Consider the following 22,396-nt stretch of genomic DNA (forward strand, 5'->3'; position numbering starts at 1 on the left):
AATTCTCACATTAAATTTATCCATACAAATTACTTCCATCCAAATATTCCCAAACTTTTGGAGGTAACATAGGTTTTATATTTTTTCCATATTTGATTGCATTTCTGATAAATGTAGAAGAAATTTCCATCAAAGGCGCTTCAACCATTTCGACATTATCCAAATTTTCTTCTTGCGAATAACCAGGACGCGGATAAACATACATTTGATAATCGCGCATTAAAATCTCAGCGTTTTTCCATTTTGAAATTCCATCTAAATTATCAGAACCCATAATCAACGCAAAGTCATGCTCAGGAAATTTTTCGTTTAGATGAATTAATGTATCAATCGTGTAAGAAGGTTTTGGTAACGTAAATTCGATGTTAGAAGCACGAAGATTAGGATAATCTTTAATCGCTAATTCTACCATTTCTAATCGATCATATTCATTTGCTAAAGAACTTTTTTTCTTCAATGGATTTTGAGGCGAAACCACAAACCAAACCTGATCCAAATCGGTGAATTGTTGAAAATGATTGGCAATAATTAAATGTCCGACATGAATAGGATTGAATGATCCAAAATATAAACCGACCTTCATAAAATTGATTTTTTAGAAAAACAAAAATACGATAATTGTAGAATAAAAAAATCCAGCCGAAGCTGGATGATATGTTTAGAATTTTACCAATTCTTTATATAGCTTATGCGTAGGAAGTCCCATTACATTGAAATAACTTCCATTCATATTGTCCACACCAATGTAACCAATCCATTCCTGAACGCCGTAAGCACCCGCTTTATCGAAAGGTTTGTAATTATCGATATAGAAATATATTTCTTCGTCTGTTAAATCTGCGAAAGTCACTTGTGTTTCGTCCGAAAAAGTAACTTCTTTCTCTAAAGAACGAATCGTAACTGATGTATAAACAGAATGTGTTTTTCCGTTTAATTTTTTAATCATTTCGTACGCTTCTTCTCTATTCGAAGCTTTTTCTAACGACTCATCATCAACCCAAACAGTTGTATCCGAAGTAATAATCAAATCATTTGGTTGAATATCCGTATAAGCTTTGGCTTTTTTAGCGGAAAGATATTCGGTGATTTGTTCTTTCTTGAATTCGTTGCGATCAAATGTTTCGTCAATATCCAATGAAATTGTCGAAAATTGTAATCCTAATCCAGCTAAAAGTTCTTTTCTTCTTGGCGATTGTGATGCCAAAATGATATTGGTATCTTTTAATTTTTCTGTTAATAACATTTTTATGATTTGTTATTCTGATGAATTCTTATCTGTTATTTCTGACTAAAATTTTATACTTCTTTCATTTTTGTCTTGACACAAAAACGAAACAAAAAAGTCAAGGCTGTAAATCTATTCACTAAAAATGTTTTCATTTCACTAAAGATTTTAAAAACCCAACGGGCTAAAATCTTCTTAACGTTACATTCGAACATTTTCTTAACGTGATAGATTTAATACCGATTTTAAGCAGAAAATTAAATATTTAATTTGTTCAATTCTTTTATATAGAAGCTACTTCTTCTACATTATACCATTTGTTTTGAACTTTCAAGATTTGTTCTAATAAATCGCGAACACATCCTTTTCCTCCATTTTCTGGTGAAATATATTCCGACGCTTTGCGGACATCCATACACGCATCATTTGGACAAGCAGATAATCCTACTAAATTCATCACAGCTAAATCTGGATAATCATCGCCCATATACGCAATTTCATCAGGATCTAATCCATAAGAAAAAAGTAAATCTTCAAAGGCTTCTACTTTATCACGTTTGTTCACGTAAATATCTGTTAAGCCTAAATATTTTAAACGATTCACAACAGCTTCATCTCTTCCGCCTGTAATCACCGCAATTCGTATTCCTTGTTTGATGGCTAATTGCATTGCATAACCATCGCGCGTATTCATTGTTCTCACCATTTCGCCAGTTGGTAATAAAATTAAATTTCCATCTGTCAAAACTCCATCTACATCTAAAATAACGGTTTTAATGTTATTTAGTTTTTCTTTATAACTTATCATTTTTCGTAAACTCGTTTGATTGAATCTGTCAATATTTGGTAAATCTGTAATAATCTCGAATCATCTTGTAAGGCCTCTAAATGACGATCAATAATCACTTGATCTCCACGTTTTGCTGGACCAGTTTGCGCATCTTTTGGACTCATTTCGATGACTTTATTTGCTGTTTCCTGTATAAGAGGTAACAAAACATCGAACGGAACATTGTTTTGCTCACAAATATTTCCAGCGATATAATATAAATGATTGACAAAATTATTTGCCCAAACACCTGTCATATGCACTTGCATTCTACTTGCAAAATTTAGTTCATGAACTTCGTTTGAAATACGATTCCCTAATTCATTCAATTTCTTCAAATCTTCAGAATTTTCCGCCTCGATGAAAAATGGAATATTATCATAACGCATTGTTCTTTCTTTCGAAAAAGTTTGCAATGGATAAAAAACGCCTTTTCGGTAATCGCCTTTCAGAACAGACATTGGAGACGAACCAGAAGTATGCACAACCAAAACATCATCATACGGAATATAATGAGAAAACTCTTCGATTCCAGAATCGGCACTCGCAATAATATAAATGTCTGCTTTTTCTATTTCAGAAATTTTATCGGTATACGAAATTCTATTTGCTTCTCCGATTTCTCTAGCATGTTCTAATGTTCTATTGAAAATTTGTCGAACATTGCAAGTGTTTTCGATTAATGCACGAGTTAAGTGAAACGCAACATTTCCTGCACCTAATATGACAATTGAACTCAATGTTTTAGCAATTTTTTGATTAATATTAATTGAATGATAAATGTAAGTTTTTCAGCCGAGGAAAAAAATTTTAAAAAAAAATTAAAAATTCTTGTAACATTTTTGAAGTTGTTGCGTCTTATTAATAAAATCATCCAACAATTGGGTTTACCTATTATGTAAAACATAGTACTTTAAAATTTAAAAAAAAGTTTAAAAATTTTGTAACAAAACATTTTTTAAAACGTCTAATTAGGAAAAAGTACGGACAACTCTTATTATGTATTATGTAAAACATAGTACTGTTAAAAAATATTAACTATGAAATTAAACAAATTTACTTTAGCTATTCTTTTCTCCGTTTGCTCTATTTACGGATTCTCGCAGGAACAACATCCTGTGAAAGGAAAGATTGAAAATGCAAAAAATGAAGCGGTTGGTATGGCTGCGATTCAGATTTATAAAGCAGATTCAAAAGAATTATTCGATGAAGTGTATGCGAACGCAGACGGAACATTCGAGATTCCAGATTTAGAAGACGGAAGTTATCGTTTGGTGATTACAGAATTTGGTTATCAACAATCTGTAACAACTGCAGAAGTAAAAGGAGGTGAGTTAAATTTAGGTAACATCATTTTAGAAACTGCTAAAACTGAAACTGTAGAATTGAAAGGTGCTTTCGTTCGTGCAGAAGTTTCTCAATATCGTAACGAAATAGACAAACGTGTTGTAGAAGTAGGAAATGATTTAATTTCTTCTGGAGCGGATGCTGCTGCGGTTTTGAATAACATTCCGTCTGTAAATGTTGATCAACAAACAGGAGAATTATCGTTACGTGGAAATGAAAATGTGAAAATTTATATTGATGGAAAGCCTTCATCTTTATCAGCATCGCAAGTATTGAAGCAAATTCCTTCGAATCAAATTCAGCGTGTAGAAATTATTACTAATCCTTCTGCAAAATATGAGGCGGACGGAAAATCTGGAATCATCAATATAGTGATGGTAAAAGGAAAGAAAAAAGGATACAATGTTGCATTGAGTACAGGTTATGAGCAAGGGAAGAAAAGTCGTTTCAATAATTCGTTAACAGCAAATGTAAATACAGGTTCTTTCAATTTTTTCGGAAATTATAGTTACAATAAACGTCCAAGTGAATTTCATGGCTCTTTAAATAATTTTGACACAAATTTCAAAAGTGCAATTGATATTTTAAACAATGACGAAAGCCAAGCAGGTAAAATTGGTTTCGATTGGTTCATCAACGACAAAACAGCTTTGACGATTTATACAAATCAATGGTTTGGAAAAGGAAATGGATTAATTGGATCGGATATGGTGAATACCAAAACACAAGAGTTTTATCCCAATAATTCGAATTTTGATGGAGATTGGAGAAGTCAAGATTATAGTTTGAATTTCAAACGTGATTTTGATAAAGCAGATCACAACATTGTTTTGGACGCATTTTTCTCTAGAGCTAAAAGTGTAGATTTACGAAACATGCATAATTTTTATCCAGATGAAGTAAAATATTATGAAGATCGTGATGATAGAACAAATAACATTCGTGTTAATTTAGATTATACGAATCAAATCAAAGATGGTGGAAAAATAGAGGCTGGATTACAATTTAGAAGAGAAGATAACGATAATATTTTATTAACAGACCGAAGAATAATTGTAAAAGGTGAAACATACAATCCAAGTACAGATTTTAATTTTACACGAGATTTCTTTTCTGCATATGTAAATTATGGTCAAAAATTTGGGAAATTTGGAATGCAGTTAGGCTTACGTGCAGAACAGTTTAGAGACAAAGGAGATTTCGTTGTTAATGTAAATGAAGAAGGAAAAATTGAACAAGATAAATTAGATTTCTTTCCATCAGCTTTCTTAACATATGATGTTACCGAAAAAGGACAAGTGTCATTAAATTATAGCCGTAGAATTGATCGCCCAGGAATTGGGCAATTATCTCCAGTGCCAGAATGGTCGACACCAATGATGTCAAGTATCGGAAATCCAGCATTAAGACCAGAATATACAGATAATTTCGAAGTTGGATATTTACAACGAATTGGTAAAAATTCTATTTCTGCGAATGTGTTTTACAGACATATTAAAGACAATATTTTTAGAAATGTTTTACGAAACGAAGAAGTTTATGGAGCATATATTCAGAATTATCTAAACTATGATAAAGTAGATGCATATGGTTTTGAATTAGCATTTAATCTTGTGCCAACAAAATGGTGGTCATCTAATATCAGTGGAGATTATACACATAACACAATGGTTGTTCAACAAGAGAAAGAAGAAAATGGGGTTAAAGTTCCCTACTTTGTCGAGATTGATGCAAATCGTTTAACAGCTCGTATGAATAATACATTCAAAGTTTCGAAAGCTATCAGTTTACAACATTTCTTTATGTATCAAGGGAAATACAAATTTATCCAAGGAGAAATGCGCGATATGTGGCGTATGGATTTAGGAGCGCGTTACACATTTATGGGAGGAAAAGCAAGTTTGAGTGCACGTGTAAGTGATATTTTCAGAACATTTTATGGACGTTTAGAAATGTATAATCCAGATAGAGCAACAGGAAAATTCCGTTGGGAAGCACATACAATGAACATCGGATTTACGTATAATTTCGGTGGAAAAGTACGAAATCGTGCAGAAGCTCAACAAAACAAATCTGAGCAATCAGGAGGAGTTGGTTTCTAATTAATAAAATGTATTCTTCATTTATTTAAATATTCTTAAAACGAAAAAGAGTTCCAATATTTTTTGGAACTCTTTTTTTTTGAATTAATATTTTATTTTTTATTGAACTTCTTTCTTGAATAATTTATTCAACGTTACAGCAATTGCACCGTCTCCAGTTACATTTCCTGCTGTTCCAAAACTATCCATTGCGATATAAAGTGCAATCATCAAAGCTTGATTTTCTGCATTAAATCCTAACATAGAAGCAATAATACCAATTGCTGCCATAATCGCTCCACCAGGAACTCCAGGAGCTGCAACCATTGCAATTCCAAGCATCATGATAAATCCTAAAAATTGAACAAAATCAATTTCCATTCCTTGGATTAACATCAATGCTAAACAACAACAAACGATTTTTAACATCGAACCAGATAAATGAATTGTCGCACACAACGGCACAGCGAAATTAGCAATTTCGTCACGAACACCAATTTTCTTTACTTGCGCAATTGTTATAGGTATTGTTGCAGCAGAAGATTGTGTTCCTAATGCTGTGAAATAGGCGGGTAACATCAATTTCAACATAGTAAAAGGATTCTTTTTTGCAATAATTCCGGCAATTGTAAATTGAAGCACTAACAAGAAAACATGTAGCACGAAAATTACACCAATAATTTTCAAAAATACATTCATAATTGTTACCACTTGTCCTGAATATGACATGTTCAAGAAGATTCCGAAAATGAAAATTGGTAATAGTGGAATGATTAAATTTTGAATTAAATACGTAATAATTGATTCGAAATCATCTGCAAATTTTCCAAAAGTCGAATCTTTCAATCGTGATAATCCAATTCCGAAAAGAAATGAAAAAACTAAACCTGGCATTACACCAAATAATGGAGGAAATTCGATTGAAAAGTAAGGTGCAAATTCTTTGGCTTTTTCTGCTAAATTAATTTGACCAGTTTGATGTTCTAATAAACTTGGAAATACAGACATACTTACAGAATAACCTAATAATCCTGAAAAAATGGTTGATCCGTAAGCAATTAAAACAGTTGCTAATAATAATTTTCCGGCTGTTTGTCCTAATCTCCCAATTGATGGAACAATTAATCCAACAATGATTAATGGAATTAAAAAGTTAAGTAATTCGCTAAAAAAATCATTGAAAGTCATAAAAATACGACCAACAGCTTCTGGGATAATTCCACCGAGTACAATTCCGAGTACAATGGCTAGAATAACTTTTACGAGTAAATTGTCTTTAAGTTTGTGCATAGTCAAATTTAGAAAAAATCCGTTCAATACAAGGTTTTAATTCAAAATGTTGATAAAAAGAAAAAAGCGATGCTAAAATTTAGCATCGCTTTTTGGTATATAATTTTTGATAAAATTATTTTTTAGGTAAACGAACAATTCGGCTAGCATCGTTCGTATAAGCTTTACTTCCGCTTATTTTTTTGTATGCAAACTTCGATGCCAAACGTGTATTTTCTGTTGTAATATTGTTGGTAACATCACCTTTATTATTCATTCTGTCCACAATATCATACGTTACATCGTAGCCTAATTGCTCGTAACGCGTCGGAAATTCACAATAAACTTCCTTGAAATCTTTGATCACACTTTGCACTTCCGTATCTCTTGTATTGATTAATCGCGCAGTACTAAACACAAAACCAAATTCGCGGAATGCATCGATATTTTTTGCATTATCTGCGTTATAAACATCATAAACCGAAACCGATTTTATTCCGTAAGCTTTGATATTGTCTTTGTTAAATGTTTTTAATTTTTCTAAATATTGTTTTCCCAAATTATCATCATCACCAACTAAAACCGTAATAATTGGCGTATAATAATCTTCGCCATTTACTTTATCGTGTGGTTGAACAATTTTTGCAGCGCTATCTACAATGACAACATTTGCTTTCAACTGTTTTTCTAATTGCTTTTTCGTGTAATTTGCTAACTCTTGATCGTCACGATTTGTCAACAAATAAACTTGTTCTCCAGCAAAATTTTTCCCAATTTCTTCGATAATTTGATCTGCGATTACTTCATCTTTTGGATTAGAAATCAATAAATCATTGAAAGAATTTAACGAATCATCATTTGCATAAGGCGAAATCACGGCGATACCAGAATTGCTAAAGAAATTCGCAACTTCCGTAACATCAGATGTGTTCAAAGGTCCAATAACAGCATCCGTTTTACTAAAATCTGTTGTTGATAGAATATCTTGTAAGTTTCCGCTTTTCGTGTCGATCACTTTTACATTTACATTTTTACCTTTTTTCGCCAAATGAGTCAACGCTAATTTAGCTCCAGTAAAAAATTGCATTGCTTGCGAATTTTTTAATTGCGGATTATTTGCAACATCAAAAGGTAGCATAATCGCAACATTAATTTCATTGTCATTAGCACGTTTCAACTTTCCTGCAGTTCCGTATTTGATGATTTTAGCATTTTTTTGCAATGGAATTTTAAGTGTCATTCCAGCTTTTAAACCATTTATTAAATCAGGATTTAAACGCAATAATTCATCTAAATTCGTATTATATTTTTCTAAAATTCCGTAAGCCGAATCTCCATTCTGAACAACATAATTGATCGTATTTTCTTCAATCACAACAGAACCAGATTTTTTAGGAATCGTAATCACCATTCCTTCTTTTACACCTGTTTGTAAAGCTGGATTTTCTGCATATAAATCGTCAACACTTACATTATACTGTTTTGCTAAAGTGTATAAAGTTTCTCCTTTTTTGATTAAATGCGTTCCTTTTGGAACAGAAAAAACTTTATTTGTCACATCTTTTGGAAGCTTGATTACGTCACCAATTTCTAAACCTCTTTCTTTGATTTGAGGGTTTAATGAGTTCAATGTTTCTTCCGAAATTTTATATTTTTTTGTCAAATTGTAAACCGTTTCTTTCGGCTCAATTGTAATATATTGATAATTATCGTCCGAAATTTTTACGTTTGACGTAGTCGTTTGTGTATTGGTTTCAGTTGGTTTGGTTGTCGTAGTTCCTTTACCCGGAATCACAATCAAATCACCTGGATGAATCCCATTTTTTTCAATTTTAGGATTGGCTTTATACAATTCTTCTTGCGAAACACCATATTGTTTCGAAATTCCGTAAACGGTTTCTTTTGCTTGAACTGTATGCGTTTTTTGTTGAGCATAAAGTGCTGATGCACCAACAAATAACAATAAAGCTAATATTTTTTTCATTTAGATGAATTTTCGTGGTCAAATATACAAATTATGTTTTGTTTAGAGTTCCTCTTTCAATGTATTTATGATGAACTCAAAATCAAAAGGTCGAAGACTATCTTCAATAAAATCAATGAAATACTGAGTGTTAATGTAATCAAAATCAGCAAAATTCTTCACACGTTCTTGCAAACCATTTTGTTGAGAAAGATCATTCAGTAATTGCTCGATTCTCTTCAATAAATCCTCATTTTTTTTCACTTCTGCATGCACCAAACGTTGTTTTATTTTCTCAAAACCTTTCAACTGTTTTGTACGCTGCGCTTGTATCATATCCGCAAAAGAAGATTCTGTTAACGAACTCAAATGTTCCAAACGATCAAAAATGCTTTTTAATTCTTCTTCCAATTCAGGAAGTTTTGGAGCAATTTCTGACGAATTTATCGAACGTTTTTTTGTGATGGCTAAACTATTCGAAAATAAATCTTCGTTTGATAGATCTAATTTTTGTTGTTTTTCGTATTGTTTTTCAGTTCGGATTAACAATGAATTTCTCAAAACTAAAAGTGGAAAATCAACTTCAAATTGATTGAACATTTCTTTCAGTTGTAACCAATAAGCCATTTCGCCACCGCCGCCAACATAGGCAACATTTGGTAAAATTGTTTCTTGGTACAATGGTCTCAAAATCACATTTGGGCTAAATTTATCTGGATTTTGATGTAAATCGGCAATAATTTCTTCTTTCGAAAATTTGATTGAAGTGTTATTGACAAAATACGTTCCATTTTGTTCAACAATACGTTCGCGCGAATTATTTTGATTGATATAAAACAAATTTATCTCACGAGGATTCACTTGAATAGAATACCCCAATTGTTCTAATTTCTCATTTTGAGGTATTACTTTTTTGAACGATGTTGACTGAATTAATTCTTCTTCAAAAGTTGGAATCATCAATTTTTTCAATTCTTTATCATCTCCATCAATCATCAACAATCCAAGATCTTTGAATAATAAATGAACCAATTTTCGTGTTGCGTCTGTCAAATTATCATTCGATAAATAAGATGCTTCAATCAAATTTTGCAATTCAGTTTTCTTTTTTCCATTTGGAATTAATGACAAAAATGAATCAAAAACTTTTTGTAAACCGTTTGTTGATAAACGACCAACTGGTCCACCAAATTCTTTTTCCCAATGAATAATTCGATCTCCAAATTTGAAATGATTAATTTCTTCGAAATCGTGATCTTCTGTCGCCATCCAAAACATCGGAACAAAATTGATTTCACTTTGTTCATTATTCAATTCTTCGCATGCTTTGATAACTTGCAAAATTTTATAAAAAAAGAAAATTGGACCTGTAAATAAATTTAATTGATGTCCAGTCGTAATCGTTACTGTATTCTTTTCTCTTAATTTTTGTAGATTATTTTGTTGCTTTTCCGATAAATCTAAATGACCTAATTGTTTCGAAATTTGTTCAACAAGAATTGCTCTATTTTTATAATGTCCAAGCTTATTTTTCGCTTGTTTTATATAGTTTTCTTTGGTTGGAAATAGGTTGTAGAAGTTTTTCAAATCCTCGTCTTGATTGATATAATTTAGCATCAATTTTGAAAAATAATTTGAATCCTTAAGTGATATTGTTTCCATTTAATTTTTATTAATCGTTTGATGTACATCCATTGCTCTGTCTGTTGCAAAAATGTCGACACCATCTTTTTCTAAATCGCGGTAAAGTTGTCCATTTCTCGCCGAAACACTTTTGTCTAAGTTTCCTAACGTCCCAAAAATGACCAAAATATCCTTGTCATGAATTTTGTTTAAAAATGATTTGTCATTGCGTCGAGTTCCTGTAAAGGCAACCATTTTGTCAGTCGGAATTCCGCTGTTCATCATTTCATTAAATTCGCGTTCGTTTCGCATCGAAACAGACAATAGCATATCTGGCGCAAGTTGATGCAACTTTTTCGCTTGACCAACTGTATACGTCACCAAAACAACCTGTTTTTGCATGTTTACATGTTCTATTGTCTTCACAATATCACGATAATCAACACCTTTTTTTATGTCAACCATAAAATAAATCGGTTTACTTTTCCCCCAATTTAGCGCTTCTGCAAAAGTCGGAATTTTGTATGACGTTTGTTGTCCAAAATCATCTACCAAAAAGTATTCCTTAATGGTTTTTAAGTCAACTTGATTGACATCTTGTCGCCCTGTGCTTGTTCGTTGCAACGAATTATCGTGCATTAAAATAAGTTGATTATCCTTTGTTTCGGCAACATCAATCTCAAAAATTTGAATTCCTTTTTGATAAAGATGTTCAAAAGTTTCGACACAATTTTCAGGAAAACCATGTATTCCACTTCCGCCACGATGTGCGCTGACAAAGTTTTTATTTTTGGTCGAATATTTGAAGGATATTTCTTCGGATGAAGTATTTTGATGTGTTTTGGATTGATTTTTCTTCGGATTACAACTAAAAATAGTCAGTAAACTGAACATTAAAATTCTGAAATAATATCGTTTAAAATAGCTGAAATTCATTTTTTTAAATAAAAAATTAAATTAATTCATTCTAAAATTGCGAATGAAGCTGTAAATTTAAACTGAAAATAATCAACAAAATAAATTATTATGGGACTTAGAACTTTTTTGAAAAGAATTTTAGGAAAAACTGAAACTGCGATTGATGTTGCGGGAGATAAATTTGACGATGTTTCGGCAACTGTAAAAAAAGCAGGAACATTGATTGCAGATGACGCATCGGATTTTGCGCGTAAAACAATCAATAATATAAAAGATGCTTCGGGTGATTTGAAAGAACAATCGAAAGAAGCCGCTAGAGATTTTAAAGAAAGATCGAAGCAAGATTATAACGAAGTAAAAGATATTGCGGAAAAGCAAATGAAAGAAACAAGTGCTTTTGTGAAAGAGAAAGTTTCGGATTTGAAAGAAACTTTTAAAGAAGAAAAAACAGAATTGGAAGAAAAAGCTGATGAATTAAAAACAAAAGCCGAAAATAAATTAGACGAAGCTTCTGAAGACATTAAAAAAGAGACATACGATTAAAAAGTCTTTATTTATTAAGTTTTATTACAATTTGTAAATGTTAAATTTAACATTAGTTATTAATTATTATAAAATTGGTTTAATTTTTGATTTAATAATTTTTCCTCGAAATAATTAAAATGACTGAATACAAAGATCTTGAACCCTCTACAAACCCTAAACATAAAAATGAATTCGTAAAGAATATTATTATTGCTGTTTTAGCAGTAGCCCTGTTATTAGCTATTGGGTATATTGTATATTCTAAAGAAGCAAATGCAAAATCTTCGATAGAAATGCAAAGTGATATCAATGATTTGGAACGATCTAGAGAAATTCTGAAACAAGAATTACGTATAATTAGATCTGATTTTGATGATGCTAAAACTCGTGTTGTAAAAAAAGATTCTTCTTTAAGTTATCAAGATCGATTGATTTTGGAGAAACAAAAAGAAATTCAATCAATCTTAAATAAAGAAGGCATTACAAATGGAGAATTGCAGCGTGCTAAACGTTTGATAACCTCTTTACAAGCAGATATTAAAGTTTATAAAGAAGAAATTGTTCGCTTGAAAGACGAAAATAAAAAGCTGACAAACAAGAATACAGAGTTAACTTCGGAAAATTCTCATTTGAATGAGCAGAAAAAAACGGTTGAATCAAACTTGAGTACTGAAAAAGAAAATCATCAGAATTTAATCAAAGAGACAAATTCTACTTTATCAATTTCAAATTATACGATTAAAGGTTTGCGAGTAAAATCGAGCGGAAAAGAAGTGGAAACAACACGAGCAAGAAGAATTGATAAGGTTAGAGTATCTTTCGATTTGGATAAAAACTTGAATGCAACTTCTGAAACCAAAGAATTGTATGTTTCTATTTACAAACCAAGTGGCGAGATAGGAAAATTTAAAGGTGCTGATGCTGGTGAAACAACTTTACGTTCAGGATCTTCTGTAGAATATTCTGATCGTGTAAAAGTTAATTACAATAATATGTCTGGTTCAAGAGTTAATTTTGACTGGGTTGATTATGACTTTCCAAAAGGTGAATATAAAATCGATATTTACCAAAATGGATACAAAGTTGGTCAAAATGTGATTACACTTCGATAAATATTAAAATTATAAATACATAAAAAAATCTCTTCAATAATATTGAAGAGATTTTTTTATTTAACAATATTTTTCTCCGTTTTTCTGTAATTTCAAATCGCTCACATAAGTTTTTATAAACTGTACATTGCTTCGAGGACAAATGAGTAATCCTTTCTCCGAATTAATAACCACATAACTATCTAATCCATCAATAATAATAGCTTTGTCTTGCGTAGAATAAATGAAATTATTTTTGGCGTTGTAACCAGAAAAATGTTTACATAATAATGTATTGTGATTTTCGTCCTGATCTTCACCTGTATATTTATACTTTTCGTTGATTGCCGACCAAGTTCCAATATCACTCCATCCAAAAGTTGTCGGAATGACATAAACATTATCTGCTTGCTCTAAAATTCCTTTGTTGATAGAAGTTACATCTAACGTTGTGTAAACAGGTTTTAAAGTTTCTGTATTTTGTAAAGAACGTTCAAGATTAAAATATTTTTTCAAAGTTTCTTTCATCGAAGGTAAATGTTGTTGAAAAGCTTTTACAATACTATCTACAGACCAAATAAGGATTCCTGTATTCCAAATAAATTCACCACTCGTTATAAAAGATTCAGCAAATTCTAAATCAGGTTTATCGATATAAGATTTTACTTTTTTTATAGGTGTTGTATTTTCGATGAACTGAATATAACTGTAATTAACATCTGGTCGCGTTGGAGCTACTCCCAAAGTAATCAATCGATCGTTATCAGCATCTTCGAAAGCAAGATTTACTTTTTCTACAAATTCATCTTCATCAAAAATAAAATGATCTGAAGGAGAAATAATCAATTTTGCATTTGGATTAAATTGTTGGATTGTCATTGCGGCCAATAAATTACAAGCTGCGGTATTCATGACTCTTGGTTCGATGATAAAATTTTTATCCTCAAAATCTGGTAATTGTTCTTTTACAATCTCTTTATAATCTTGAATAGTTACAATGAAAATATTTTCTTGCGGAACGACTTTTTTAAGGCGATTATACGTTAATTGAATAAAAGTTTTTCCTATTCCTAATAAATCATGAAATTGTTTTGGTTTTTTAATTGTACTCAAAGGCCATAATCTCACTCCTGTACCACTGGCAAGGATAACAGCGTAGTTATCTTTATTATTCATGATTGTCTTTTAAAGTTTATTTACAGTTGCAGTTGCGTTTATCAAATATTTTTTCTTGGTTTTCAACTCTAAACAAAGATACCTTAATTTTCTTTTAGATTCTTTTTTAAAGATTCTTTTTCCTATCGAAAATATTGTACCATCCTCCAAATCTTCAAGATAAATTTGAGCAGGATTTTTATCATCTATAATATATTTTGAGATATTAATATCTGCTCCTAAACTCGCTTTCGGATGTTTGGCATGATGAAGAATATACGGTTGCAATTCTTCGGGATAAATGTGAAGAGATTCTAATAATAAATGCCCAAAAATGGTTTTCCATTCTTTTCCATGCGGATTTATTTTACGCGAATCAAACTGAACAAAAGTTTTGAGATGCGCCACTTCATGTGTAAAAACAAAAAAGAAAGCATACTGATTTAAGTCGCCATTCACTGTAATTTGATGACGATTATTTTCGACCAATTTGCGATAATCTCCCAACTTAGTTTCACGTCTTCTTGTAATTTTTAACGTTATAAAATGATTTTCTAACCACTTTTTTACATACAAGTCTGCATTATGAGGGAGATAAGAAGTTAAATGTTCTAAATTCACATTGTGCAAGATAAATAAAAAGCCTTTCCAATAAAAATATTAATTTTGTCGTAATGAAACTAATCGAAAATTTAGGGTCATACTTTATGCTTATGGGTAAAGTATTTAGCAAACCTCAAAAATTGAGCGTTTTCTGGAAATTGACCGTTAGAGAAATATATGATTTAGGTGTCAACTCTTTAGGGATTGTAACCTTTATCTCAACATTTATGGGTGCAGTTGTAGCAATACAAATGGCGCAAAACTTTCAGGGAGCTTCTATTCCTGTTCCAGATGCCTACATTGGTTATGCAACCAAAGTGGTTTTGGTATTAGAGTTTGCTCCAACCATTATGTCGCTAATTTTAGTTGGTAAAGTAGGTTCGTATATCGCTTCGAGTATCGGAACCATGCGTGTTACCGAACAAATTGATGCGTTAGATGTTATGGGAATCAATTCTGCAAACTTCTTGATTTTACCAAAAATTATCGCCTGTGTATTTTTCAATCCTTTATTGGTTATGATTTCTATCGGATTTGGATTATTAGGCGGTTATTATATTGGAGTTTTTACAAAACTATGGTCGGCAGCCGATTTTATTACAGGTTTACAAATGAATATGGCAACAAAATTGTTTGTCTATACATTCCTTAAAACAATGGTATTCGCGTTTGTTATCGCAACAATTCCGGCATACTATGGTTATAAAGTAAAAGGAGGTTCGTTAGAAGTTGGTCGTTCTGCAACAACAGCTGTTGTATGGACATCAGTAGCAATTATTGTGATCAACTTAATATTAACACAAACAATTTTGAGCTAATGATTGAAGTAAAAGATATCAGAAAATCATTTGATGCAGTAGAAGTTCTGAAAGGTTTTTCTGTCACTTTCGAGAAAGGAAAAGTTAGTTTGATTATTGGTCAAAGTGGTTCTGGAAAAACAGTTTTCTTGAAAAATTTGATTGGATTATTAACGCCAACTTCAGGTCAAATTTTGTACGAAGGAGATAATATGATCGAGTTTGATTACAAAGAAAAACAACGTTTACGTTCAGAAATTGGAGTAGTTTTTCAAGGTTCGGCTTTGTATGATACGATGAATATTGTCGAAAATGTAAAATTTCCATTGCAAATGTTTTCGGATATGTCAAATGCAGATGCCGAAAAACGTGCACGTGAAGTGTTAGACCGTGTAGAAATAGCTCGTACAGCGTTAAAGAAATATCCATCGGAGATTTCTGGAGGAATGCAAAAGCGTGTGGCGATTGCGCGCGCGATTGTAAATAATCCAAAATATTTATTTGCTGATGAACCAAACTCAGGTCTAGATCCAAAAACAGCTTTGGTAATTGATCAATTGATCTACGATATTACAAAGGAATTAAATACTACTACAATTATCAATACACATGATATGAACTCGGTAATGGAAATCGGTGACCATATCGTATTTCTTAAAAACGGTTTCTTAGAATGGGAAGGGACGAAAGAAGAGATTCTGGTGGCTGATAATCCGAATGTAATTGATTTTGTATATTCGTCAAATCTTTTCAAGAAATTGAGAGAAGCTCTATTAAAAGAAAAACAATAAAAATCAATAAAAATAAAAATTCTATGAAAAAATTAATTTTAGCTGCATTTATCGGCTTAACTGCAAATTTTGCAACAGCACAAAATATCAATTTTGGTATCAAAGGAGGAGCTGTTTTCAATACAGATAAAGGAAAAGTTGTTTGGGAAGATGCTGGAAATATTTTCAAGAAAGATGGGAAAGCTTCTGCAGGGTTTCAAGCTGGTGCTTTAGCTCGTGTCTCTTTAGCAGGAATTTACATTCAACCAGAGTTATTGTATACGCAATTCAAAAATGAATACAATATTGAAGGAGAAAGTTTTGATGTTACTAAAAAACGTATGGATATTCCTGTAAATGTTGGGAAAAGGTTTTTAGGAATTGCGCACATTCAAGCAGGTCCTGTTTTCTCTTATTATTTTGACGATAAACTTTCTGTGAAAGAGTTTACTAAAGCAAAACAAGATGAATTTAATGTCGGAATGCAAATTGGCGGAGGCGTACAGGTTTCTAAATTATTGTTCGATTTACGTTACGAATTTGGTCTAGGAAAAATCGGTTCTGAAATTGTTAACTCTGATGGCAGACAGTTTCAAACAGAAAATCGTCCACAAATGTTAAACTTATCTGTGGCATATTTATTCTAAAAGGTTGTTTGTAAATAAATTTATTGGATATATTTGTTCCAAATTGTATTTTTGCAACCTCGTAAATTATTAAAATGGCAAAAAATAATAAAAAAGAAGAATTCGCTACAGAGCAATTCGTAGAAAAATTAGATAGAACAGCTTTCAACGTAGAGTTTTTTGTTGAAAAATATGCTAAAGCAATTGGTATTGGTTTAGGAGTAATTATTGTAGCTGTTTTAGGTTATTTTGCTTACTTAAAACTAGTCGTAGAACCTAAATCGGATGATGCTTTCAAAGAAATGGTTCAAGCAGAACGTCTTTTTGATCAAGATTCTATTAACGTTGCTCTTAATGGTAGCGCAGGAAGTTTCCAAGGTTTACAACAAATTGTTGATGAATATGGAAATACTGATGCTGGTAATTTAGCACGTTTCAAAGCGGCAAGTTCTTATTATAAATTAGGAGATTACGCATCTGCTGTAAAATTATTAGAAGATTTTGATACAGATGATAAGGTAATGCTTGCTCAAAAATACGGGATGCTAGGAAATGCTTTAGTCGCTTCTAACAAAATGGAAGAAGGACTGCCTTACTACGTAAAAGCAGCTGAAGCAACAGAAGTTGAAACTTTACAATCAACTTACTACACAAAAGCAGGTGAAATTGCGATGGAATTAGGTAAAAATGCTGATGCTTTAAAATATTTTCAAGCTTTAGAGGATAAATATCCAAATGCAAATAATGGTGAAACTGCGAAGTTTATTGAGCGTTTAAAATACGCTTCTGAAACTGCAAAATAATTCACTTCAAAAGATAATTACAAGCCGAACAAATTGTTCGGCTTTTTTTATTGATTCAAATCAAAGTTTATCCTAAATCATTTTTGTAATTTTACCATTCAAATTTTAAACAAAATGGCAACAGAAAATAAAAATTTATCTCAATATAATAAAGCAGAATTACCAAATGTAGCGGGCTCTAAGTTTGCAATCATTACATCTGAATGGAATAATCATATCACATTTAATTTACGAGATGGAGCAAAAGATACATTGATTGATTTGGGCGCAAATCCTGATGATGTTACTTTATATGAAGTTCCTGGTAGTTTTGAGTTGATTTATGGAGCTGATAAAGTCGCGCAAGTTCATCCAGATTTGGACGGAATTATCGTTGTTGGATGTGTGATTCGTGGAGCAACAGCGCATTTTGATTATGTTTGTCAAGGTGTGACACAAGGAATCAAAGATTTGAATATCAAACACAATATGCCAATTATTTTTTGTGTTTTAACAGACGAAAATGAACAGCAATCAATTGATCGTTCTGGCGGAAAACATGGAAATAAAGGAGTTGAAGCTGGTGTAGCTGCGGTTATGATGGCGGATATGAAAAAGAAATTAGGTAAATAATTTCAGCATAATAGATTCAAAACTTTATCGATGCCAATAGCAGAAGATTTTAAATCAATTTATACGAAAAATTGGGAGATTTACTTTTCTCAATGTGATCCGACAGGTAAGATGAAATTGTCTGAAATGGCAAATCTTTTTCAATTAACTGCTTCAGAACACGCGATAAAAGGAGGTTTAGGTTTCTTTGATTTACAAGAATTTAATCAATCTTGGGTAATGAATCGACTTCGAATTGAGATTGATGAATTACCTTCTTGGACAGATTTTGTTGACGTGAAAACATGGATTGAAGTTTTGAAAGGTGCAAAATCTATTCGTGATTTTACAATCGAGAAAAATGGAAAAAAATTAATTGGAGCTTCAAGTTTGTGGGCGGTTTTCAATACAGAAAAACGTCGTCCTGATATTCTTCAAATTGATTCATCTCACATTGAACGTTTTCCTGATCTGAAACCAACGGAAGTCGAGAATTCGATTTTAAACATCGATTTTGAACCAACAGAAGTTATTCAATATAAAGTTCAGTTTTCTGATTTAGATATCGTAAAACACGCAAATAATACCAAATATTTGGATTGGTGCTTGAATACTATTGATCCTGAAATCATATTAAAACATCGTATCAAAGCGATTGATATGAATTTCTTGAAAGAATTAAGTTTACATGACAAAATAGAAATTCAGAAATTAGAAACTGAACATTTAATTCAGTTTAAAATCATCAATCAAGAAAAAGTAAACTTTGTTTGTCGATTGGAGTTGAGGTAAAATACTTTGTATAATGCGATGTAGAAATGAGTTCAACATGACTTATGGATAATAAGTCAGAATGCAACGTAAGTGGAATGAAGAATCTCAGATTCCTCCTTTCGTCGGAATGACATTTACTTTATCAGAGTTTTGAAAACAATTATTCTGAGTTTATCAAAGAATCTAAAATTATTACAATAAAAAAAAGGTTTCATTACGAAACCTTTTTATCTATTTTTCTTTTGTCAAAACAAATTTAGCAGAATCAGCCGATTCGATTTTCTTTTGATTTTTATCTAACTGAATAATTTTTCCTTCTTCAACTAAAAAAGCATTCGGAACATTGGCAATTTCAGGAAAAACAATTGTATTTCCATCTTCTTTAAACTGAAAAGTTCCAGTTGTCATAATGGCCATTTTATCTAACCCCAAACGTTTTGTAGAATAAACATATCCTTTGTTTGGCAATAATTTTATTTCCATTTCAACCTCTTTGCAATCTTTCTCATAACAAGGCAAAATTCCTTTGTAAGCTCCTTCGTATTGAATAGATTCTTCGGCAGTTTTTGCTTCAACTTTTACTGAATCTTCTACATTTTCTACATCATTTTTTACAGGTTCTGTTTCGCTTTTACAACTTGACACAACAAAAGCTGCGATTGTAAATGTGGCTAAAATTATTTTTTTCATTTTTTAGAATTTGATTTAAAGGTAAGTAAATTTTGAGCCAAAAAAAATCCTTCCGAATATTTTCAGAAGGATTTGTATAATGTTTTGTAATCTTATTCGATTAGAAAATTTCTTTCGCAGCAAAGTGGAAAGCAGCTTCAATAGCAGCATTTTCGTCAGAATCAGAACCGTGAACAGCGTTAGCATCGATAGATTCAGCATATTTAGCACGGATTGTACCTTCTGCAGCCTCAGCTGGGTTAGTAGCACCGATTAAAGTACGGAAATCAGCAACTGCGTTGTCTTTTTCTAAAACTGCAGCAACGATTGGTCCAGAAGTCATGAATTCTACTAAATCCTTGAAGAAAGGACGCTCTGCGTGGATAGCGTAAAATGCTTCAGCATCTTGTTTTGCTAATTGAGTCATTTTAGCCGCTTTAATTTTGAAACCAGCGTCAGTAATGTCTTTTAAAATATCTCCGATGTGTCCTTTTGCAACTGCATCAGGCTTAATCATTGTAAATGTAATGTTTGCCATTTTATTGAATTGTATTTATTACTTATTTTTTGAGGTGCAAAATTACAAAAATGATTCGAATGTTTTTGTTTTATAATTAAAATTTCTTATTTTAATAAAAATAGTTAATTGTTATTCATTTAAGATTGTTTCAATTCGATAATATTTCTTATTTTTAAGAGAAATCTAAAACTTATGAATACAAATGATCTTTCCACATTTCATCATAAAACAAAACTCAAAAAGGTTGGTGATAAATATTTTCTACCTTTCGAAATTTGGAATTATTTAGATTTTGGGCTGATGTTTGCACTTGTTTTATTCTTTATTTATGCATCAAGTGAAATGAATATTGTTTTTATTTCAATGATTTTAATTTTTGGAATCCGAATAATAACGACAATTAAAGACAGATTTTTTGTAGAAATTAAAACATCAAAATCGTTGAGTGAGAATATTAATTTAATCAAAGAATTAGCACAGCGTCAACATAATTTTACGCAATCATTGGACGAAGAAGGTTTGTTTCTTTTTGAATATTCGGAACGAAATATTTTTTACAAATACAATTACCGAAGAAGAGATTATATCGAAACAGTTGTGATTTACTGTGAAGACAATTCGATTTGGGTGAACTCTTTTAATCAACGTTATTTCGGAATTTTTAGACGATATAATCTAAAACAATGGATAAAATTAATCCAATTAAAAAGCGAGAATTAATCTCGCTTTTTAATTTTAATATCTTTCGATTAAATCGTTTCCTATTTCGTTGATAGAATCATCAGTTTCTTTTGGGTTTGGTCCCCATTGATTAGAACCTGGTTGGCTATCTGTAACTAATGCTATTATTAATAAAATAGCTCCCACAAGAGGAATTAAACCAATTAAATAATACCAACCACTTTTTCCTGTGTCGTGTAATCGTCTTACAACAACTGCTAAAGAAGGGATAAAAGTTGCTAATGCATACAACATTAAAATTCCATAAATTAAGTAAAATAAAATTCCAGGACTTTCTCCGTCGCTTCCAATAGCTACAGAGATAATAACTAGAATATACATTACAAATGAAATGATAACATTACATAATGTATAATACCAATATTCGCTTCTGCGGGCTCTTCCCGAGAAATTGGCGTAATTGTCAAACATTACTCGTTTGTATATTTCAATCATAGATTAAGTTGTTAAATTATGTTAAAAATATTAAAATAAATTTTATTACGTAACTCTTAATCTGCTTTTAAACGTTTAGTTTTGAACATTTCTGGCTTATAATTAATAATAAAAACACCAAGAATAATTAGAATAGTAGCGACGATAAACTTTGATGAAATTTGTTCGTCTAATATTAACCAACCCAAAATTATTGCAATAATCGTATTGAAATAAGAAAGAATAGAAACTTGTATTGGAGAAATTTTGGTCAACGCATAATGAAATGAAAAAAACGTAATCACAGAACCAAAAACAGCTAAATAAAGCATGGCAGAAATACTTTTTGTACTCCAATTTTCGAAATTATAATTTTTAGTAAAAGCGAATGCAAAAATAATTTAAACAATTCCAGCAAATATAAATTGGTAAAAAAGATTGAGAGAAATATTTTTGGATTGAATATTCATTTTTTTAATGAAAATAGTTCCTGTTGCCCAACCTGTAATTGCACAAAAAAGTAAAATAATTCCAGTTCTATATGCTAGATTTGCTAATTCTTGATTTCCCTACCAAAAAATAAATATTCCACCCCCAAAATAAAGTAAAACACCTAATAATCCACGCTAACTGAATTTTTGTAAGCCAATAAAAATACTTCCTAAAAAAACGAGAATAGGTGAGGTTGCACTAATTAATGCAGCTAAACTACTCGATAAATTTTCTTCTGCAACAGTAGTTAAGCCATTTGCAGCGATTAACATCAAACTTGAAAATATAAGTTGATAAGACAAATTTTTCCAGCCAATCCATTTTAATTCCTTTTTCGAAAGTAAAATAATTAGCATAATAATTCCTGCCAAAAATTGACGAATTCCAGCTACAAACCAACCTGGAATAGTTTCTACAGCTACACGAATTCCGAGAAAAGTTGTTCCCCAAACAATTGCAACTATACTTACGGCAATCAATAATTTGATCTCTTTCAAGATAAAAAAGTTAAAAGTGTTAATTCTAAAATAGAATTATAAAAATAAAAAAAAAGCGACTTGATAAACCAAG

At 31.2% G+C, this 22,396-nt stretch carries 23 protein-coding genes and 1 pseudogene; 10 read left to right on the forward strand and 14 right to left on the reverse strand.

Features of this window, described 5'->3' with window-relative positions; translation table 11 throughout:
• Positions 1–16: 16 nt before the first annotated feature.
• From nadD to N5D03_RS01455, 4 genes are all read right to left on the reverse strand, one after another.
• Entirely contained in the window at positions 17–583 is a 567-nt protein-coding gene (gene nadD, locus N5D03_RS01440; RefSeq protein ID WP_038336386.1) for a nicotinate (nicotinamide) nucleotide adenylyltransferase, read from the reverse strand.
• A gap of 75 nt (positions 584–658) precedes the next feature.
• Positions 659–1,243: a Maf family nucleotide pyrophosphatase gene (locus tag N5D03_RS01445; protein WP_114998733.1), complete on the reverse strand. Its 585-nt coding sequence runs from the start codon at positions 1,241–1,243 to the stop codon at positions 659–661.
• Positions 1,244–1,508: 265 nt separating this feature from the next.
• The gene (locus N5D03_RS01450) at positions 1,509–2,033 is read right to left on the reverse strand and encodes an HAD hydrolase family protein (protein ID WP_084106935.1); all 525 of its coding nucleotides are present in this window, start codon (positions 2,031–2,033) and stop codon (positions 1,509–1,511) included.
• Complete coding sequence (locus tag N5D03_RS01455) at positions 2,030–2,794, reverse strand: Rossmann-like and DUF2520 domain-containing protein (protein WP_038336382.1); 765 nt, start codon at positions 2,792–2,794, stop codon at positions 2,030–2,032. The genes N5D03_RS01450 and N5D03_RS01455 overlap by 4 nt, the downstream gene beginning before the upstream one ends.
• Positions 2,795–3,094: 300 nt before the next feature.
• Here N5D03_RS01455 and N5D03_RS01460 point away from each other — a divergent pair, with 300 nt between their 5' ends.
• Entirely contained in the window at positions 3,095–5,503 is a 2,409-nt protein-coding gene (locus tag N5D03_RS01460; RefSeq protein WP_280049370.1) for a TonB-dependent receptor, read from the forward strand.
• A gap of 99 nt (positions 5,504–5,602) precedes the next feature.
• Here N5D03_RS01460 and N5D03_RS01465 read toward each other — a convergent pair whose 3' ends face one another.
• The 4 genes from N5D03_RS01465 to N5D03_RS01480 all read right to left on the reverse strand — a co-directional run bounded on the left by N5D03_RS01465 (position 5,603) and on the right by N5D03_RS01480 (position 11,231).
• Complete coding sequence (locus N5D03_RS01465) at positions 5,603–6,772, reverse strand: dicarboxylate/amino acid:cation symporter (RefSeq protein ID WP_280050746.1); 1,170 nt, start codon at positions 6,770–6,772, stop codon at positions 5,603–5,605.
• 115 nt (positions 6,773–6,887) lie between these two features.
• Entirely contained in the window at positions 6,888–8,735 is a 1,848-nt protein-coding gene (locus N5D03_RS01470; protein ID WP_280050747.1) for a LysM peptidoglycan-binding domain-containing protein, read from the reverse strand.
• 42 nt (positions 8,736–8,777) lie between these two features.
• Positions 8,778–10,376 (reverse strand): bacillithiol biosynthesis cysteine-adding enzyme BshC, encoded by a 1,599-nt coding sequence (gene bshC / locus N5D03_RS01475; protein ID WP_280050748.1) that lies wholly within the window; start codon positions 10,374–10,376, stop codon positions 8,778–8,780.
• Entirely contained in the window at positions 10,377–11,231 is an 855-nt protein-coding gene (locus tag N5D03_RS01480; protein ID WP_260509597.1) for a glycerophosphodiester phosphodiesterase family protein, read from the reverse strand.
• A 132-nt stretch (positions 11,232–11,363) separates the two neighbouring features.
• Between N5D03_RS01480 and N5D03_RS01485 the strand changes: the two genes are divergently transcribed.
• Together N5D03_RS01485 and N5D03_RS01490 are read left to right on the forward strand one after the other, a co-directional pair.
• Positions 11,364–11,798, forward strand: a complete 435-nt coding sequence (locus N5D03_RS01485; RefSeq protein WP_219033795.1) for a hypothetical protein — start codon at positions 11,364–11,366, stop codon at positions 11,796–11,798.
• Between the two features lie 119 nt (positions 11,799–11,917).
• Positions 11,918–12,892: a hypothetical protein gene (locus tag N5D03_RS01490; protein ID WP_219033794.1), complete on the forward strand. Its 975-nt coding sequence runs from the start codon at positions 11,918–11,920 to the stop codon at positions 12,890–12,892.
• 60 nt (positions 12,893–12,952) lie between these two features.
• Here N5D03_RS01490 and N5D03_RS01495 read toward each other — a convergent pair whose 3' ends face one another.
• Positions 12,953–14,047 (reverse strand): mannose-1-phosphate guanylyltransferase, encoded by a 1,095-nt coding sequence (locus N5D03_RS01495; protein WP_280049382.1) that lies wholly within the window; start codon positions 14,045–14,047, stop codon positions 12,953–12,955.
• Between the two features lie 9 nt (positions 14,048–14,056).
• Entirely contained in the window at positions 14,057–14,647 is a 591-nt protein-coding gene (locus N5D03_RS01500) for a SprT-like domain-containing protein (protein ID WP_180905771.1), read from the reverse strand.
• A 53-nt stretch (positions 14,648–14,700) separates the two neighbouring features.
• On the opposite strand from N5D03_RS01500, the gene N5D03_RS01505 reads away from it, so the two are divergent.
• The 6 genes from N5D03_RS01505 to N5D03_RS01530 all read left to right on the forward strand — a co-directional run bounded on the left by N5D03_RS01505 (position 14,701) and on the right by N5D03_RS01530 (position 19,008).
• Positions 14,701–15,447 carry an ABC transporter permease gene (locus N5D03_RS01505; protein ID WP_171622564.1) on the forward strand — a complete coding sequence of 249 codons (747 nt, stop codon included), beginning with the start codon at positions 14,701–14,703 and terminating at the stop codon, positions 15,445–15,447.
• Positions 15,447–16,217 (forward strand): ATP-binding cassette domain-containing protein, encoded by a 771-nt coding sequence (locus N5D03_RS01510; protein WP_280035372.1) that lies wholly within the window; start codon positions 15,447–15,449, stop codon positions 16,215–16,217. The genes N5D03_RS01505 and N5D03_RS01510 overlap by 1 nt, the downstream gene beginning before the upstream one ends.
• Before the next feature lie 23 nt (positions 16,218–16,240).
• Positions 16,241–16,843 carry a porin family protein gene (locus N5D03_RS01515; protein WP_280050749.1) on the forward strand — a complete coding sequence of 201 codons (603 nt, stop codon included), beginning with the start codon at positions 16,241–16,243 and terminating at the stop codon, positions 16,841–16,843.
• Positions 16,844–16,917: 74 nt separating this feature from the next.
• Entirely contained in the window at positions 16,918–17,625 is a 708-nt protein-coding gene (locus N5D03_RS01520) for a tetratricopeptide repeat protein (RefSeq protein ID WP_280050750.1), read from the forward strand.
• Between the two features lie 114 nt (positions 17,626–17,739).
• Entirely contained in the window at positions 17,740–18,237 is a 498-nt protein-coding gene (gene ribH / locus N5D03_RS01525) for a 6,7-dimethyl-8-ribityllumazine synthase (RefSeq protein ID WP_180905773.1), read from the forward strand.
• A gap of 30 nt (positions 18,238–18,267) precedes the next feature.
• Complete coding sequence (locus tag N5D03_RS01530) at positions 18,268–19,008, forward strand: acyl-ACP thioesterase domain-containing protein (RefSeq protein ID WP_280050751.1); 741 nt, start codon at positions 18,268–18,270, stop codon at positions 19,006–19,008.
• 213 nt (positions 19,009–19,221) lie between these two features.
• Here the strand turns inward: N5D03_RS01530 and N5D03_RS01535 are convergent, their stop codons facing one another.
• Together N5D03_RS01535 and N5D03_RS01540 are read right to left on the reverse strand one after the other, a co-directional pair.
• Positions 19,222–19,680, reverse strand: a complete 459-nt coding sequence (locus N5D03_RS01535) for a copper resistance protein NlpE N-terminal domain-containing protein (protein WP_280050752.1) — start codon at positions 19,678–19,680, stop codon at positions 19,222–19,224.
• Positions 19,681–19,780: 100 nt separating this feature from the next.
• Positions 19,781–20,197, reverse strand: coding sequence for a nucleoside-diphosphate kinase (locus N5D03_RS01540; RefSeq protein WP_038330990.1), 417 nt, complete (start codon positions 20,195–20,197; stop codon positions 19,781–19,783).
• 174 nt (positions 20,198–20,371) lie between these two features.
• Between N5D03_RS01540 and N5D03_RS01545 the strand changes: the two genes are divergently transcribed.
• Positions 20,372–20,899: a hypothetical protein gene (locus N5D03_RS01545; RefSeq protein ID WP_221856200.1), complete on the forward strand. Its 528-nt coding sequence runs from the start codon at positions 20,372–20,374 to the stop codon at positions 20,897–20,899.
• A gap of 15 nt (positions 20,900–20,914) precedes the next feature.
• On the opposite strand, the gene N5D03_RS01550 is transcribed toward N5D03_RS01545, so the two are convergent.
• Together N5D03_RS01550 and N5D03_RS01555 are read right to left on the reverse strand one after the other, a co-directional pair.
• Complete coding sequence (locus N5D03_RS01550; RefSeq protein WP_038330995.1) at positions 20,915–21,355, reverse strand: DUF805 domain-containing protein; 441 nt, start codon at positions 21,353–21,355, stop codon at positions 20,915–20,917.
• Between the two features lie 56 nt (positions 21,356–21,411).
• Positions 21,412–22,323 (reverse strand): annotated as a pseudogene (locus N5D03_RS01555) (EamA family transporter).
• Positions 22,324–22,396 lie beyond the last annotated feature (73 nt).

The sequence above is a fragment of the Empedobacter sp. GD03861 genome (assembly GCF_029840885.1).
Lineage (GTDB): Bacteria > Bacteroidota > Bacteroidia > Flavobacteriales > Weeksellaceae > Empedobacter > Empedobacter falsenii_B.

What these genes read in the sequence shown, in the direction of transcription:
- N5D03_RS01520 (WP_280050750.1), top strand. Translation starts at nt 16,918, where the DNA reads ATGGCAAAAAATAATAAAAAAGAAGAATTCGCTACAGAGCAATTCGTA.
- nadD (WP_038336386.1), bottom strand. Translation starts at nt 583, where the DNA reads ATGAAGGTCGGTTTATATTTTGGATCATTCAATCCTATTCATGTCGGA.
- N5D03_RS01485 (WP_219033795.1), top strand. Translation starts at nt 11,364, where the DNA reads ATGGGACTTAGAACTTTTTTGAAAAGAATTTTAGGAAAAACTGAAACT.
- N5D03_RS01550 (WP_038330995.1), bottom strand. Translation starts at nt 21,355, where the DNA reads ATGATTGAAATATACAAACGAGTAATGTTTGACAATTACGCCAATTTC.
- ribH (WP_180905773.1), top strand. Translation starts at nt 17,740, where the DNA reads ATGGCAACAGAAAATAAAAATTTATCTCAATATAATAAAGCAGAATTA.
- N5D03_RS01515 (WP_280050749.1), top strand. Translation starts at nt 16,241, where the DNA reads ATGAAAAAATTAATTTTAGCTGCATTTATCGGCTTAACTGCAAATTTT.
- N5D03_RS01510 (WP_280035372.1), top strand. Translation starts at nt 15,447, where the DNA reads ATGATTGAAGTAAAAGATATCAGAAAATCATTTGATGCAGTAGAAGTT.
- N5D03_RS01490 (WP_219033794.1), top strand. Translation starts at nt 11,918, where the DNA reads ATGACTGAATACAAAGATCTTGAACCCTCTACAAACCCTAAACATAAA.
- N5D03_RS01460 (WP_280049370.1), top strand. Translation starts at nt 3,095, where the DNA reads ATGAAATTAAACAAATTTACTTTAGCTATTCTTTTCTCCGTTTGCTCT.
- bshC (WP_280050748.1), bottom strand. Translation starts at nt 10,376, where the DNA reads ATGGAAACAATATCACTTAAGGATTCAAATTATTTTTCAAAATTGATG.
- N5D03_RS01450 (WP_084106935.1), bottom strand. Translation starts at nt 2,033, where the DNA reads ATGATAAGTTATAAAGAAAAACTAAATAACATTAAAACCGTTATTTTA.
- N5D03_RS01445 (WP_114998733.1), bottom strand. Translation starts at nt 1,243, where the DNA reads ATGTTATTAACAGAAAAATTAAAAGATACCAATATCATTTTGGCATCA.
- N5D03_RS01470 (WP_280050747.1), bottom strand. Translation starts at nt 8,735, where the DNA reads ATGAAAAAAATATTAGCTTTATTGTTATTTGTTGGTGCATCAGCACTT.
- N5D03_RS01465 (WP_280050746.1), bottom strand. Translation starts at nt 6,772, where the DNA reads ATGCACAAACTTAAAGACAATTTACTCGTAAAAGTTATTCTAGCCATT.
- N5D03_RS01530 (WP_280050751.1), top strand. Translation starts at nt 18,268, where the DNA reads ATGCCAATAGCAGAAGATTTTAAATCAATTTATACGAAAAATTGGGAG.
- N5D03_RS01545 (WP_221856200.1), top strand. Translation starts at nt 20,372, where the DNA reads ATGAATACAAATGATCTTTCCACATTTCATCATAAAACAAAACTCAAA.
- N5D03_RS01535 (WP_280050752.1), bottom strand. Translation starts at nt 19,680, where the DNA reads ATGAAAAAAATAATTTTAGCCACATTTACAATCGCAGCTTTTGTTGTG.
- N5D03_RS01480 (WP_260509597.1), bottom strand. Translation starts at nt 11,231, where the DNA reads ATGTTCAGTTTACTGACTATTTTTAGTTGTAATCCGAAGAAAAATCAA.
- N5D03_RS01540 (WP_038330990.1), bottom strand. Translation starts at nt 20,197, where the DNA reads ATGGCAAACATTACATTTACAATGATTAAGCCTGATGCAGTTGCAAAA.
- N5D03_RS01495 (WP_280049382.1), bottom strand. Translation starts at nt 14,047, where the DNA reads ATGAATAATAAAGATAACTACGCTGTTATCCTTGCCAGTGGTACAGGA.
- N5D03_RS01505 (WP_171622564.1), top strand. Translation starts at nt 14,701, where the DNA reads ATGAAACTAATCGAAAATTTAGGGTCATACTTTATGCTTATGGGTAAA.